A 13,257-nucleotide genomic window follows, 5' to 3' on the forward strand; every position below is an offset into this window, starting at 1 on the left:
CGCGAACAGCCACTAAGGCGAGGTCTCAAAGGACCATCGCCGCATAACCGAGTCTCCACACTTTCAGGGGATGGACAATTCCGAAAGCTATCGCCATGAAGATGTAGCGCTCTGAGGAGTAGGTAAGAGCCAGGTAGGCCGCGGCGACTAAAGCGAGTGAACCAAGACTCAGAAACGTGAAAAACCCAACGGAGGTGTCGTCCGATGTACGCAGAGAGTCGTTCCCAACATGCCTCGCATCATTGGTCATGACGAGCGATGGTAAGCCATGTCTTTGATATCGGTACAGGATGGGAGCAGGGCAACTTCGTGGCGGCGGCGGGGCGGTGGTCGGCGAGTGCGTTGGGTATGGCGGACACGCGGGTCGGTGGACGGCCCGGGTCGCCGCCGGCCGGGACCGGCGCCCACGCCGCACGCCCGGACGGCGGGCGGCAGAGGGCCGGATACGGCGGCGCGGCGCGCCGCCGCTTGATACCCACAAGAACAATTCGGCAGTGATTATGATGCGACGCTGCGTCCAGCGCCTCAGTCGTAGTCGGTGCAGGTCGCATACCAGTCGCCAGTCAAATGATCGAACGAGGACACGCCGAGATTCTCCACACGCCCATCCGGCACATGAGCGAATCCGCACTTGATGAGCATTCCGCCCGCATTGGCGACACCAAGATGCGTGACCCCCTTCCAGCGCTGCGCCGTATCGATGGTGAACAGACCGACGCGCTCCTGCCTAAATGACGAACGCTCCTGCTCAGGTAGCGACTGCGCGTAGCTGGTGAGAGCGGGTTCGGAGATCAAGAAAGCTGCCCGCATCGGAAGCACGGAGTTCGCCAGGGTGAGTGTGAGTAACCCGATGAGTGGCGTCGCGAAGATCCATGGGCTGCGCCTGTAGCTGCTACCTCGCGTTATGAGAAGCGAGATCCATATGAGGCCGGACAAGAGCCATGCGGGGATGGCGAAAAGAGTCAGGAGATAGTTACCGCCGGGATAAGCCGCAGCGAAGAGCGTCAGAACGGCGCTCACTGTAACGGGGCCGAGGATAAGCGCCAATCGCCACCGCTGGCTCCTGCGGGGTACCTGATGCTGGAGATCCACGGCTGAGGGGGTAGCCATGCGAAGGACCCTAGCTCGGTGAACAGGATGATGCCCGGAATGCTTGCTGTGTAGGTCACACGGATCGAGATGCCCATCAGTATGACCAGCGATTATTCATGCTTTCGCAGTGATTCGACGACATGTTCTCGGCCTTTGATCAGGCGGGTCCCGTCGTGCTGGCGTACGGCTGGCGCTTGGTCCTGGTGCATGGCGTCCAGGACGCGGATCGCGAATGCCTCGGATGCGAGTGATGAGACCTCGTCCGCGGTGACCCAGCGGAAGGCGCGGGCTTCGTCGGTTTCGGTGAGCTGGCCGCTGACGACCTTGCAGCGGAAGACGAGAGCGACGATGCCGCGTGTCATGTTCTTGTAGACGCCGGTGAGGGTGACGGGCTCGACGTGCAAGCCGGTCTCTTCGTGGATCTCTCGGAGGAGGCCGGTGGTGATGTCCTCGTCGCGTTCGAGGACTCCGCCGGGTGCTTCCCAGTGGTCGTTGTCTCTGCGCTGGGTGAGGAGTGCTCGGCCTTGGTCGTCGATGATCACGCCTGCCACGCTGACGGAATGCTGCGGGTGGTGGTGATCCATCGGATGTCCTCCGGGGCTGCTGATCGCTATTCTCAAGCTGCGGTACACGTATGTACGAGTTGAGGAGTTGGTCGTGGCCGAGCTGCCGTTGCCGGGTTTGGACCCGACCAGCGATCGGGCTGTCTTTCGGCAGATCGCCGATCACATCAGGCAGGCGATCGAGCAGGGCGTCCTGGCCGAAGGTGACAAGGTGCCCTCGGAAGCTCAGCTGATGCAACATTACGGCGTCGCGCGGATGACCATCCGCAACGCGCTCCAGGTCCTCCAGAGTGAGGGCTTGACCGTGGCCGAGCACGGACGCGGCGTCTTCGTCCGCTCACATCCTCCGGTGCGGCGGCTGGCCTCCGATCGGTTCGCCCGTCGTCATCGCGAGCAGGGCAAGGCGGCGTTCATCGCGGAGACCGAAGGGGCCGGCGGCAAGCCGTCCGTCGACTCCATCGAGATCACCGAGGAGCGGGCGGCGGCGGAGGTGGCTGAGAAGCTCGGGATCTCTTCGGAGGATCACGTGATCCGGCGCTCACGCCGGTATTTGATCAACGGTCAGCCGGTGGAGACAGCGGTGTCGTACATCCCGACACAGATCGCGCGGGATACGCAAATCGCGCAGCCGGACAGTGGTCCGGGTGGGATCTACGCCCGGCTGGAGGAGTTGGGGTTTCGGCTGGATCACTTCGTGGAGGAGATCCGTTCGCGGATGCCGCTGCGTGATGAGGTGCGGGCGCTGAAGCTGGCGCCGGGTGTTCCGGTGTTTCACCTGGTCCGTACGGCGTATGCCACCGATGGCCGCGCGGTGGAGGTGTGCGACACGGTGATGTCCAGCGATGCTTACGTGCTCTCGTACGAGTTGCCTGCGCGGTAGGACTTGACGTACTCCTCTAGAGGAGTCATAAATGTCTTACACACTACTCCTCTAGTCGAGCAGACGTCTATTGGAGGCTGGTCGATTAGGCGTAAGGCATTGAGCTGAGGAGGTCGCACGGCGTGACGGAGCAACCATGCATCTCATGCGGCGGCAAAGGGTGGAAGTACGTCAGCCAGCGACGCGGCCTGATCGGCGGCCTACCGGGGGCGGCCCTCGCTTTCATTCGTGTCCGGGATGACTGCTCGCTGTGTCAGGGACAGAAGGTCAATCCGGCGTCGCTGATGCGGACCGGCGCATGAGTCCCCTACTGCCTGCGGGGCGGCTGGTCCTCGGCAACACCTGTTCCCCGACGAGGGCGGCGGAGTCCCTGAAAGCGGAGTTGGAGCACTGCGGCATTGATGCCGATATCAATGATGGTTACGGGCTGGCCGTGGTGTCGGTCTGGACGGGATTGACCGTCTGGTCCGATGGTCTGATCTTCTGGTGGCGCACGGGAGGCTGGGACGCCAGGCGCGGGCAGGCGGTGTATGCCTGGCATGCGGCGGATGAACTCGAACGTGTCGCACGGCGGGTGGCGCTACGCTGCGCCGATCTTCAAAAGACTCATCCGCTGCTCGCTACGAGGGCGGGGGCTCATCGTGCTCACCCTGTCTGATGAGTGCCTTGGAATCAGTCCGCATGTGCTTCTGGCACAGCGTGATCATGCGCGCCTTGAGTGGCGGAAGCCGAACGGGGCTTTGGGGCGGGCGCAACCAGAGTCGTGGACGTGCGGGTGTCGGGCCACGATCTACGAACTCCGTGTTGGCGCCGGCCAGGGGTTCATCAGGCGGACCGTTCGACGCGATGGCGATCATCAGATCCATGACACCCATCCGTGGAGGATCACCGAAGCTCGGGCCGTCTGGTCGGCGTTGCTGGCTGGGCGGGCTCGGTAGACGAGTGTGGTGGTGCGGTGACTGGTTGCGGAGGGCACCGGAGGTCTCGCACCACCACACTCCTCACCTGCAAGAGAGTGCTCGCTTTGCAACTCGGAAGTCATCTATGCTGACGACAAGTCGAGTAGTTGGGTTATTAATATGTCTGTTTCCGGCGAGGAGTACGCGCCTCCCAAGTACGCCCAGATCGTTGCGCAGATCCGACAGAAGATCACGGACGGCACCTATCCGCCCGGTTCCCTGCTGCCCTCGGAGACACAGCTGATCCGGGAGTTCGCGGTCAGCCGTCCTACCGTGGTGCGAGCACTCCAGGTGTTGCAGCTGCGGGGCTTCATCGACCGGGAGCACGGCAAGGGCTCGTATGTGAAGATGGCGCCCCCGCTGGCTGAGGAGGACTTCTCCCGGCCAGGCCGTGCCGTCTTGGACCGCGCGGAAGCCAATCAAGGCGCTGCGGTACTGGAGGCGGGAGCCCGGCCGGCCCCGGCGAACATCGCAGCGACGTTGGCTCTGCCCACCGGGGCGCCGATCATGATGCGCCGGGTCTTGCTGAGCGATGGTGGCGAGCCGTGCGAGTTGGTCACCTTCTGGTGTCCGATCGAGCTGGCCGAGGGGACCGACCTGGGCAAGGCGCTGCCGTTGACGGTGGGCATTCGCCAGCATGTGCAGGCGGTTAAGAGCCTGCGGCTGGATCACGTCATCGAGCGCTTGGCGGCTCGTCACCCTATGGCCGATGAGATCAAGCTGTTGGGGATAGGCAAGACGGCGGCGGTCATGGGGGTGACGGCTCGGGTTTTCGCCGGAAATCGTCAGGTCATGGTCATCGAGGTTGCCCTACCGGGGACGCTTCACGAGCTGGAAGACACCTACACTCTGTAGTGTGATGCAGGACACACATCTGGACGGAAACTCGTCTTGTCGAGTATCCGTTCATCAATTAGCTTCAACTCGACAGTACGAGTTAGCGACAGAGCAACTAGACAACAGGAGAACACATCATGGCCATCCAAGGCCCCATCCCCGTCAGCTTCGACCAGGTCTTCCCGCACGGCTGCTACATCGTCGGCGAGGTCGAGCAGGTCAAGGACTTCACCGCCTCCACCGGCGGACGCACCGTCTACGCCAAAGACAAGAGCACCGGCGAACTCGTCTGGCAGGTCGCCGTCATGGACGCCGACCCCACCCTCAAGGCCACCCAGAAAACGGTCGCGGTCAAGATCCTGTCCCCGGTCCAGCCGGTTCCCCCGCCCCCGCTGCCCAACATGCCGTTCGTCCCGGTCGAGTTCGACGGCATGACCGCTACCGCCTACGTCGCCGAGAAGACCGGCCGTCTGGCCTGGTCCCTGCGGGCAACCGCGATGCGCGCTCCCCGGTCCGGCTCGGGCGCGACCAAGGCTTCGGCCGGTAAGGAGATGGCGGCATGAGCGAGCACATCCCCTACACCCGCGCCTCGCTGTCGGTCGATGAGGACGGCACCCGACTCGACGTCTCCTTCTACACGCCGGACGTGTCGGTCATGGCGCTGGGAGGTGGGCGCGACCGCCCCTCCCTGACCCTGTCCTCCCGTGAGGCACACGTGACGGTCTCCACCACCGGCGCCGGACCGGTCACCGAGCGGGACGTGAACCTCGCCCGCAAGATCGCCAACGCCGCCGCGCGCTACCTCGCCGACTGCGAACAGCTCTACACCGACCAGGCGGCTACCCCGATGCTGCCCGGCCTGGACGAGGTCGCTGCCTGACATGCAAGCGGGGCCGCTGGAACTGGCATTCCGGCGGCCCCTCGGTTCTCCCTCTCACGCGAACTCAAGGAAGAGGCTCCAGCCTAATGTTCAAAAAACTGCCCGGTGACGAGGCACGCACCCTCGTCACGACGACCCCTGACACCGCCATCGTATTTCGCCCGGCCGTGGTCCGTACCCCGGCCATCCTCACCATCACGATCTTCCTGTGGCGTCTGCTGGCCGGACTCGTCCGCCTCGTCTGGCGTCACCCGGTCATCGTGACCCTGCTCGCCGTTCCCGCCGTGCTCGGCCTCCTGTACAGCTGGGAATTCTCCGTCACCCCGCTCGCCGTGCTCGTCTTGAACCTGACGCTCTGGGCGCTGCTGGATCGCGCCTCGTTCCTGCGCTGGGTCGGCTGGCGCCTGCTGGCCTGGTGGCGGCTGGTGTGGATCTACCGCCGTCACTGGCAACCAGTAATGATCATCTCCGGTCTCGGCCGTCACCTCCAGGGCCGCGACTACCTGCCCCACCTCGTCCGCATCCGCTGTACCTCCTGGGCCGACGTGGTCACGGTGAAGATGATCAGCGGCCAATCGGTCAAGGACTGGTCCGACCGCATCGAGCACTTGGCCCACGGCTTCGGCGCCTCCTCCTGCCGGGTGGCCATCGTGCGGGCCGGTCGTCTCCAGCTGACCTTCCCCCGGCGTGACCCGCTGGCCGTCCCTCTGCCAGCCATTCCCCTCCCGGCGACTGCCTCGGTGGGGCCGGTCGAGATCGGCACATGTGAGGACAGTCGTCCGTACTTGCTCAAGGTCCACGGCACACATGTGCTGATCGCGGGGGCAACCGGCGCGGGCAAGGGCTCGTTCCTGTGGTCGGCCATCCGTGGCCTACTCCCGGCGATCCGGGCAGGAATCGCTGAGGTGTGGGCGCTGGATCCCAAACGGATGGAACTGTCCTACGGACGCGAGATCTTCACCGACCGCTACGCCGCCGATCCGGCCGCGTGCGCGGATCTGCTGGAGGCAGCCGTGAAGATCATGCAGGAGCGGGCCGATCGCTACGCCGGGCTCCAGCGCTCCCACACCCCCACCCTCGATGACCCGTTCGTCCTGGTGCTCGTCGACGAGGTCGCGTTCCTGACCGCCTACCAGTCCGACAAGGGCCTCAAGCTCCGCATCTCCGCTGCGCTGGCGACGCTCACCACGCAAGGTCGCGCGGTCGGGTTCGGCGTGATGGCCGCCCTCCAGGACCCGCGCAAGGAGGTCATGAACATCCGCAACCTCTTCCCCGACAAGATCGCACTCCGCCTCGACGAGTCCGAGCAGGTGGACATGGTTCTCGGCGACGGCGCCCGCGACAGGGGAGCGCTGGCCGATCACATCTCCCCGATCCCCGAGCAGGGCGCGGGCGTCGCCTACGTCCGCTTGGAGACCTCACCCGATCCGATCCGGGTCCGCGCGGCCTACGTCTCCGATGCCGACATCAGAGACATGGCGGCGCTGATGGCCGGCGACACGCTGCCGATCGAGATGGAGGGGGTGGCCTGATGCGCCTCATCCTGCACGCCACCCCGGCCCAGATCGCGGGCCTTCCCTTCCGGCGGTTGCACACCGTTGACGGCTCCGACCTCGCCGAGGTGACGGTGATCGTCGACCTCGACTCCGCGCGGCTGCGCAAATACCCCTACCGCGACGCCTACCGGATCTGCGCCGATCTCGTCGACCCGAAGGGGGCCATGTGACCGACACCCTCGCTATCCCCCCGACCGACACCCCTTCGACTGACACCCCGCCGAACGGCGCTGATCGCACCCTTCCCCGCCTGGTGCGCGACACCCTGCCCGTCGCCCTGGACGTGGCCATCGAGGTCGCCAAGCTCAACGGCGTGTGCATCCGCCCCATCGAGATGCGACGCCTGGACACCCACACCGGCCAGAGCGAACCGTTCGACATCCCCTGCGGCACCACGCAGGAAGCCAAGTGCCCGCCGTGCGCCAAACGCAACCAGCAGCTCCGCCGGGCACAGTGCCGGGAAGGCTGGCACCTCGACCACGAACCCGTCGCCGAACCGCACCCCTCCACCGATGACCAGAAATGGCTGATCGAGTTCCGGGCCGACGTGGAAGCCAAGCGGGACGAGGCCGAGAGGAACGGCGAAGAGGTCGCCGACTGGGACGAGGCCATCGCGGGTATTGATGCGGAGATCAACGCCGCTGGGATGCGGGGCAACGTCCTGGGTGGTCGCGCTGCTCCCAAGCGCTCCCGCTCGACGAGGCGTCGTCAGGATGCGCCGGATCTGCCCAAGCGGGCCAAGCAGGACACCACCCTCGGCCGGACCTTCATCGCCCCCGATGGCAGGGTCTACCGGCCGTCGCTGTTCGTCACCCTCACCCTGCCCTCCTACGGCAAGATCCGTTCCGGTTTGGGCGTGCCAGTCGATCCGAGCACGTATGACTACGCGGCGGCTGCTCGCGATGCGCTGCACTTCTCCAAGCTCGTCGACCGCTTCGTGCAGAATCTGCGCCGGGTGGCGGGCTATGACGTGCAGTACTTCGCCACCGTCGAACCTCAGAAGCGGCTCGCGCCGCATCTGCACATGGCAATCCGCGGGACCATGCCGCGTGCGGAGATCAAGGCCATCGCTGCGGCGACCTACCATCAGGTGTGGTGGCCATCGGTCACTGAGGTCCGCTTCGACGGGGACCACCTGCCCGTGTGGGCGCCTCGGGCTGACCTGGGCGACGGCGCCACCTACCCGGACGGACAGGCAGGCGACTACCTCGACCCCGCCACTGGGGAACTGCTGCCTACCTGGGACGAGGCACTCGACCAGCTCGACCAGGACGAGGAGGCCGAACCGCTGCACGTGGTGCGCTTCGGCGCTCAGGTCGATGTTCAGGGCCTCGTCGCCGGATCGCCGGACGCGCACAAGCGCATCGGCTACCTCACCAAGTACCTGACCAAGAGCCTGGGCGACCCCCTCGACCCCGACGACCCCGCCACCGAGAACCCCGCGCGTCGTGACCACGCGACTCGGATGGTTGAGGCTCTGCGCTACGAACCGTGCTCGGCCACGTGCCCGAACTGGCTGCGCTACGGCGTGCAGCCCAAGGGGGCTAAAGCGGGCATGCTGCCGGGCCGGTGCAAGGGCAAGGCGCACAAGGCTGAACACCTCGGCTACGCGGGCCGTCGCGTGCTGGTCTCGCGCAAGTGGTCGAACAAGACCCTCCGGGAGCACAAGGCCGACCGCCGGGCCTGGGTCCTCGACATGCTCGGCCTGCCCGATGACACCGTGACCGACTCTCACCGCTACGTGTGGCGGCCGGTCTCCTCCAAGGATCCCAACCGCACCCCACTGGCCAAACGGCTGCTGCGCGGGGTCGCCGACCGCCATCGCACCAAAGCACGCCTGACCGAACTCCAGGCCAGAGCAGACGGCCTCCCTGTTCCAGATCTTTCGGCAACTCCGGCCCTGGGGGTGGCGGCATGACCAGGAAGACCAGACAAGAGCCCGTCTCGCTCCTCCCGGAACTCGCACGGGGCCGACTGCTCACCGTCGAAGAGGCCGCCGAACGGCTCAACACCACCTCCCGCTTCCCCCGTCGCCTGATCGAAGAACGACGGATCGCCTTCATTCACGTCGGCCGTAACGTCCGCATCCCCGAAGCGGCGCTAGAGGCGTTCATCGCTGCGGGGCTGGTCGAACCGATCACCACAACACGCCGCAGGAGGGCCGCGTAATGGCTAAGACCGCTCTGGCCACCCCGGAAGAAAACCCCCGGCCGTCACGGGCCAGGAAGCCCTCTAAGCGACGCTTCGGACGGGTACGGAAACTCCCCTCCGGGCGGTTCCAGGCTCGCTACGCGGGGCCTGACGGCGTGGATCGCCCTGCACCGGAGACCTTCGCCACCAAGAAGGACGCGGACCGGTGGCTCGTCCTGAAAGAGGCCGAGATCCAGCGTGGTGACTGGATGAGTCCGGAGGGCGGCAAGGTGACCTTCGGGGCATATGCCGCCGAGTGGATCGATGATCGGGTGCTCAAGCACCGGACGGAGCTGCTGTACCGGGGCCTGCTCAAGAACCACCTCGCTCCGGCTTTCGGCAACCGCTGCCTCGCCGACATCAAGGAAGCCGACGTGCGGCGCTGGCGCAAGGAACGGCTCGGCGTCGTCGGGCAGTCCACCGTGGCCAAGGCTTACCAGCTTCTCAAGTCGATCATGGGCACGGCGGTGAACGACGAGTTGATCCGCAAGAACCCATGCCGGATCAAGGGCGCCGGCATGCCTGACACTCCGGAACGGGAGATGATCCCGCTGGCCAAGGTCGTGGAGATCGTGACGACGGTCCCGGAGCGATACCGGGCGCTCGTGCTCCTGGGGACCTTCGCGAGCCTGCGGTGGGGCGAACTGGTCGGGCTCCGCCGTACACATCTCGATCTCGATGCGGGAGTGCTTCGGGTCGCCGGCGCCCTGGTCGAGATCGGCGGTGGGAAGGTGCTGGACGACTCCCCCAAGTCGCGAGCCGGTCGGCGTGTAGTCTCCATCCCTCCGGAGATCATTCCTGAGCTGCGGGTGCATCTGGAGATGTTCGCCGAGCCGGGAGAGTACGGGCGCGTGTTCACCGGTCCCAACGGCGGGCCGTTGAAGCACTCCGGGTTCCGCCGGACGTGGGACAGGACCCGCAAGGCTGTGGGGGCTCCCTGGCCTCCACTTCCACGATCTCCGCCACATCGGTAACACCCTGGCGGCCTCGACCGGGGCGAGCCTCAAGGAGTTGATGTCCCGGATGGGGCACTCCTCGACGCGGGCGGCGTTGATCTACCAGCACGCCAGCCAGGACCGGGACAAGGTCATCGCCAAGGCGCTCGGGAAGGCGTTCAAGCGGGCTCGGGCAGGCGGGCACGAGAAGCCATCGGGCATGCAACGGGCACGGAAGATCATAAAGTTTCCCTGAACGGCGAAAGGCCAGGTCAACCGATATCGGTTGACCTGGCCTTTCACATGCGAGCCGACGAGGGGAATCGAACCCCTGACCTACAGTTTACAAGACTGTTGCTCTGCCGATTGAGCTACGTCGGCACGGTCGCCAGACGAGTGTAGTCGGCTCACTCCCCGTACGTCACCGAGGTATGCCCTGCCGATTGCGAACCGTTAGGAACGGCGGTGGCGGGCGACCTCGTAGAGGGCGATGCCGGCGGCGACCCCGGCGTTGAGCGACTCGGCCGCGGCGTGCATCGGGATGCGGACGACCAGGTCACAGGCCTCGCGGACCAGGCGGGACAGGCCCTTGCCCTCGGATCCCACGACGACGACCAGCGGGCCGTCGAGGAGGTTGGCCTCGCCGATGTCGACCGTGCCCTCGCCGTCGAGGCCGATCACGAACAGGCCCGCCTCGCGGTACTCGCGCAGGGTGGCGGTGAGGTTGGCGGCGCGGGCGACCGGCAGGTTGGCCAGCGTGCCCGCCGAGGTCTTCCAGGCCCCGCCGGTGACCCCCGCCGAGCGGCGGGAGGGGATGACCAGGCCGTGAGCGCCGAAGGCGGTGGCCGAGCGGGCGATGGCGCCCAGGTTGCGGGGGTCGGTGACGCTGTCGAGAGCGACGATCAGCGGGACCTCCGCGGCGTCCTGGGCCGTGCGGACCAGGTCGTCGGGGTGGGCGTAGTCGTACGCCGGGATCTGCAGGGCGATGCCCTGGTGGATCCCGCCCTCGGTGAGGCGGTCGAGCTTCTCCCTGCCGACCTCCAGCATCGCGATGCCCCGGTCGGCGGCGATGCGGACCGACTCCTTGACGCGGTCGTCGTTGTCGATCCGCAGGGCCACGTAGAGCGTGCTGGCCGGAACCCCGGCCCGCAGCGCCTCGACGACGGGGTTGCGCCCGCCGATGTGCTCGGGCGCGTCGTCGCTCCGCCGGGTGCGGACCGGGGTGCGCGGGGAGGAGGACCTGCCGGTCTTCTCCTCGCGCTCGATCCGCTCGGTGCGCGCCTTGTCCTTGTGCCAGTGCCGCAGATGCGCCGGCGGGGTGGCTCCCCTGCCCTCAAGGCCACGACGGACGTTGCCGCCCGTGCCCTTGGTCGGACTCTTCTTCTTCGCGGGTCGCCCGGACCCTTTACCCCCACCAGCCATGGTCTATAGCGTACGGCCTGGTTTCACCGCGAGAGTTCCCAGCGTGGGCCCTGGGGGGTGTCCTCGACGTGGATGCCCGCGTGGGAAAGCTGGTCACGGATGCTGTCGGCCGCCGAGAAGTCCTTGCGCGCCCGCGCCGCCTGCCGCTGTTCCAGCGCCACGGCGACCAGCGCGTCGACGGTCGCCCGCATGCCGGTCTCGCCGCCCGAGGAGCGCCACTGCTCCGAGCGCGGGTCGAGGCCGAGGACGTCGAGCATGTTCTGCGTCTCGGCGAGCAGCCTGGCCACCTGCTCCTTGTTGCCCTGGGCCAGCGCGACGTTGCCCTCGCGGACCACCTCGTGCACCACGGCGAGCGCCTGGGGGGTGCCCAGGTCGTCGTCGAGGGCGTCGGAGAAGGCCTGGGGAAGCGGCGCGTGCGCGTCGACGTCGTGGATGACCTCGGCCGCGCGGGTGACGAAGCCCTCGATGCGCTGGTAGGCCGAGGCGGCCTCGAACAGCGCCTCCTCGGAGTATTCGATCGACGAACGGTAGTGCGGGGCCGCCAGGTAGTAGCGGAGCTCGACCGGGCGGACCTTCTTGGTGACCTCGGGGACCAGCAGGGAGTTGCCGAGCGACTTGCTCATCTTCTCCGCGCCGATCTTGAGCATGCCGTTGTGCATCCAGTAGCGGGCGAAGCCGTCGCCGGCCGCCTGGGACTGGGTCAGCTCGTTCTCGTGGTGCGGGAAGATCAGGTCGACGCCACCGCCGTGGATGTCGAAGGTGGACCCGAGATACTTGGTCGCCATGGCCGAGCACTCCAGGTGCCAGCCGGGGCGCCCCCGGCCCCACGGGGTCGGCCAGGTCGGCTCCCCGGGCTTCTCGCCCTTCCAGAGCGCGAAGTCGCGCGGGTCGCGCTTGCAGGTGTCGGTGTCGGTGTCACCGGCGGCCCGCATGTTCTGGAGCTTCTGGTTGGACAGCGAGCCGTACCGGTCGGCGTAGGCCATGACGTCGAAGTAGACGTCGCCCTCGGAGGCGTAGGCGTACCCGGCGGCGATCAGCCGGTCCATCAGCTCGATCATCTCGGGCACGTGGCCGGTGGCCCGGGGCTCGACGGTCGGGGGCAGGCAGCCCAGCACCTCGTAGGCCCAGGTGAACGCCCTCTGGTTGCGCTCGGCGACGGCGAACCACGGCACGTTCTCCGCAGCGGCGACTCTGATGATCTTGTCGTCGATGTCGGTGACGTTGCGGCAGAAGGTCACCTCGTAGCCGGACCTGATCATCCAGCGGCGGAGCACGTCGAAGTTGACGCCCGAGCGGATGTGCCCGATGTGCGGGGGAGCCTGCACGGTGGCACCACACAGGTAGATCGAGGCCCGGCCGGGTTCGACCGGGACGAATTCGCGGACGGCGCGTACGCTGGTGTCGTATAGCTGCAGGCTCACGAAGGCAAGGCTAATGCCTCACCTCGCCTCACAAACCGAGTTGCGGGACGTTGAAGACACTCAGCAGAGTGTTTTATGACCATTAGCGGCCGAATGTCACCCAACTACTCCGATTGAACGGCGCCGTGGCAGACGACGCGCTCCGGGGTGATCCTGACGATCACTCTCTCCACCCCGGGCTTCGCCTCGACCCACCCCTCCCCCCGGTATTTGTGTGACATCTCCTGGATGAGCGTCCCTCCGGGGTCGTCCGTCACCGTGACCGTCCCCCGCACCTCGACGTAGCTGTACGGGTCGGCGGGGTCGAACACCACGATGGCCGTACGCGGGTCGCGCGCGAAGTTGGCGCTCTTGCGCCGCCCCTTGACCGTGGAGAACACGAGGTCGTCCCCGTCCGTCCCCACCCAGACGACGCTCGACTGCGGGCTCCCGTCGGCGTTCAGACTTGTCACGGTGGCGAAGTTCGCGGCGTCGAACATCGCGCGTACGGGATCGGACAGCTTTGCCATTTCTCCGCCTCGG

General features: G+C 66.5%; 16 protein-coding genes and 1 tRNA gene. 11 read left to right on the forward strand and 6 right to left on the reverse strand.

Features of this window, described 5'->3' with window-relative positions:
* Window positions 1–525: 525 nt before the first annotated feature.
* Both AC5L38_RS38855 and AC5L38_RS38860 read right to left on the reverse strand, forming a co-directional pair.
* Entirely contained in the window at window positions 526–1,020 is a 495-nt protein-coding gene (locus tag AC5L38_RS38855) for a hypothetical protein (RefSeq protein ID WP_495247816.1), read from the reverse strand.
* Window positions 1,021–1,202: 182 nt separating this feature from the next.
* Window positions 1,203–1,676: an NUDIX hydrolase gene (locus AC5L38_RS38860; protein ID WP_495247817.1), complete on the reverse strand. Its 474-nt coding sequence runs from the start codon at window positions 1,674–1,676 to the stop codon at window positions 1,203–1,205.
* Window positions 1,677–1,749: 73 nt separating this feature from the next.
* Here AC5L38_RS38860 and AC5L38_RS38865 point away from each other — a divergent pair, with 73 nt between their 5' ends.
* The 11 genes from AC5L38_RS38865 (at window position 1,750) to AC5L38_RS38915 (ending at window position 10,148) form a co-directional block, all read left to right on the forward strand.
* Window positions 1,750–2,535, forward strand: coding sequence for a GntR family transcriptional regulator (locus tag AC5L38_RS38865; protein ID WP_495247818.1), 786 nt, complete (start codon window positions 1,750–1,752; stop codon window positions 2,533–2,535).
* A gap of 298 nt (window positions 2,536–2,833) precedes the next feature.
* A complete protein-coding gene (locus AC5L38_RS38870) occupies window positions 2,834–3,193 on the forward strand; it encodes a hypothetical protein (RefSeq protein WP_495247819.1) in 360 nt (119 codons plus the stop codon).
* 421 nt (window positions 3,194–3,614) lie between these two features.
* Window positions 3,615–4,349 (forward strand): GntR family transcriptional regulator, encoded by a 735-nt coding sequence (locus AC5L38_RS38875; RefSeq protein ID WP_495247820.1) that lies wholly within the window; start codon window positions 3,615–3,617, stop codon window positions 4,347–4,349.
* Window positions 4,350–4,468: 119 nt separating this feature from the next.
* The gene (locus tag AC5L38_RS38880) at window positions 4,469–4,894 is read left to right on the forward strand and encodes a plasmid replication, integration and excision activator (protein WP_495247821.1); all 426 of its coding nucleotides are present in this window, start codon (window positions 4,469–4,471) and stop codon (window positions 4,892–4,894) included.
* Entirely contained in the window at window positions 4,891–5,211 is a 321-nt protein-coding gene (locus tag AC5L38_RS38885; protein WP_495247822.1) for a 4a-hydroxytetrahydrobiopterin dehydratase family protein, read from the forward strand. Before AC5L38_RS38880 ends, AC5L38_RS38885 begins: the two co-directional genes overlap by 4 nt.
* Window positions 5,212–5,297: 86 nt before the next feature.
* Entirely contained in the window at window positions 5,298–6,743 is a 1,446-nt protein-coding gene (locus tag AC5L38_RS38890; protein ID WP_495247823.1) for an FtsK/SpoIIIE domain-containing protein, read from the forward strand.
* Window positions 6,743–6,937: a hypothetical protein gene (locus AC5L38_RS38895; RefSeq protein ID WP_495247824.1), complete on the forward strand. Its 195-nt coding sequence runs from the start codon at window positions 6,743–6,745 to the stop codon at window positions 6,935–6,937. Before AC5L38_RS38890 ends, AC5L38_RS38895 begins: the two co-directional genes overlap by 1 nt.
* Entirely contained in the window at window positions 6,934–8,685 is a 1,752-nt protein-coding gene (locus tag AC5L38_RS38900) for a replication initiator (RefSeq protein WP_495247825.1), read from the forward strand. The genes AC5L38_RS38895 and AC5L38_RS38900 overlap by 4 nt, the downstream gene beginning before the upstream one ends.
* Window positions 8,682–8,936, forward strand: coding sequence for an excisionase family DNA-binding protein (locus AC5L38_RS38905; RefSeq protein ID WP_495247826.1), 255 nt, complete (start codon window positions 8,682–8,684; stop codon window positions 8,934–8,936). The genes AC5L38_RS38900 and AC5L38_RS38905 overlap by 4 nt, the downstream gene beginning before the upstream one ends.
* Complete coding sequence (locus tag AC5L38_RS38910) at window positions 8,936–9,931, forward strand: tyrosine-type recombinase/integrase (protein WP_495247827.1); 996 nt, start codon at window positions 8,936–8,938, stop codon at window positions 9,929–9,931. Before AC5L38_RS38905 ends, AC5L38_RS38910 begins: the two co-directional genes overlap by 1 nt.
* Before the next feature lie 40 nt (window positions 9,932–9,971).
* A complete protein-coding gene (locus AC5L38_RS38915) occupies window positions 9,972–10,148 on the forward strand; it encodes a hypothetical protein (RefSeq protein ID WP_495247828.1) in 177 nt (58 codons plus the stop codon).
* A gap of 52 nt (window positions 10,149–10,200) precedes the next feature.
* Here the strand turns inward: AC5L38_RS38915 and AC5L38_RS38920 are convergent.
* From AC5L38_RS38920 to AC5L38_RS38935, 4 genes are all read right to left on the reverse strand, one after another.
* Window positions 10,201–10,273: transfer RNA gene (locus AC5L38_RS38920), tRNA-Thr, on the reverse strand.
* 72 nt (window positions 10,274–10,345) lie between these two features.
* Window positions 10,346–11,314, reverse strand: a complete 969-nt coding sequence (gene rlmB / locus AC5L38_RS38925; protein WP_495247829.1) for a 23S rRNA (guanosine(2251)-2'-O)-methyltransferase RlmB — start codon at window positions 11,312–11,314, stop codon at window positions 10,346–10,348.
* A gap of 23 nt (window positions 11,315–11,337) precedes the next feature.
* On the reverse strand, window positions 11,338–12,735 hold the full coding sequence (gene cysS, locus AC5L38_RS38930) for a cysteine--tRNA ligase (protein WP_495247830.1): 1,398 nt from the start codon (window positions 12,733–12,735) through the stop codon (window positions 11,338–11,340).
* Window positions 12,736–12,839: 104 nt separating this feature from the next.
* Complete coding sequence (locus AC5L38_RS38935; protein ID WP_495247831.1) at window positions 12,840–13,244, reverse strand: PPOX class F420-dependent oxidoreductase; 405 nt, start codon at window positions 13,242–13,244, stop codon at window positions 12,840–12,842.
* Window positions 13,245–13,257 lie beyond the last annotated feature (13 nt).

Source organism: Streptosporangium nanhuense, from assembly GCF_059358815.1.

Bases quoted from the DNA above. Each gene is read 5' to 3' on its own strand.
- AC5L38_RS38895 (WP_495247824.1), top strand. From the start codon at position 6,743: ATGCGCCTCATCCTGCACGCCACCCCGGCCCAGATCGCGGGCCTTCCC.
- AC5L38_RS38905 (WP_495247826.1), top strand. From the start codon at position 8,682: ATGACCAGGAAGACCAGACAAGAGCCCGTCTCGCTCCTCCCGGAACTC.
- AC5L38_RS38910 (WP_495247827.1), top strand. From the start codon at position 8,936: ATGGCTAAGACCGCTCTGGCCACCCCGGAAGAAAACCCCCGGCCGTCA.
- AC5L38_RS38875 (WP_495247820.1), top strand. From the start codon at position 3,615: ATGTCTGTTTCCGGCGAGGAGTACGCGCCTCCCAAGTACGCCCAGATC.
- AC5L38_RS38860 (WP_495247817.1), bottom strand. From the start codon at position 1,676: ATGGATCACCACCACCCGCAGCATTCCGTCAGCGTGGCAGGCGTGATC.
- AC5L38_RS38880 (WP_495247821.1), top strand. From the start codon at position 4,469: ATGGCCATCCAAGGCCCCATCCCCGTCAGCTTCGACCAGGTCTTCCCG.
- AC5L38_RS38885 (WP_495247822.1), top strand. From the start codon at position 4,891: ATGAGCGAGCACATCCCCTACACCCGCGCCTCGCTGTCGGTCGATGAG.
- AC5L38_RS38915 (WP_495247828.1), top strand. From the start codon at position 9,972: ATGTCCCGGATGGGGCACTCCTCGACGCGGGCGGCGTTGATCTACCAG.
- rlmB (WP_495247829.1), bottom strand. From the start codon at position 11,314: ATGGCTGGTGGGGGTAAAGGGTCCGGGCGACCCGCGAAGAAGAAGAGT.
- AC5L38_RS38870 (WP_495247819.1), top strand. From the start codon at position 2,834: ATGAGTCCCCTACTGCCTGCGGGGCGGCTGGTCCTCGGCAACACCTGT.
- AC5L38_RS38935 (WP_495247831.1), bottom strand. From the start codon at position 13,244: ATGGCAAAGCTGTCCGATCCCGTACGCGCGATGTTCGACGCCGCGAAC.
- AC5L38_RS38890 (WP_495247823.1), top strand. From the start codon at position 5,298: ATGTTCAAAAAACTGCCCGGTGACGAGGCACGCACCCTCGTCACGACG.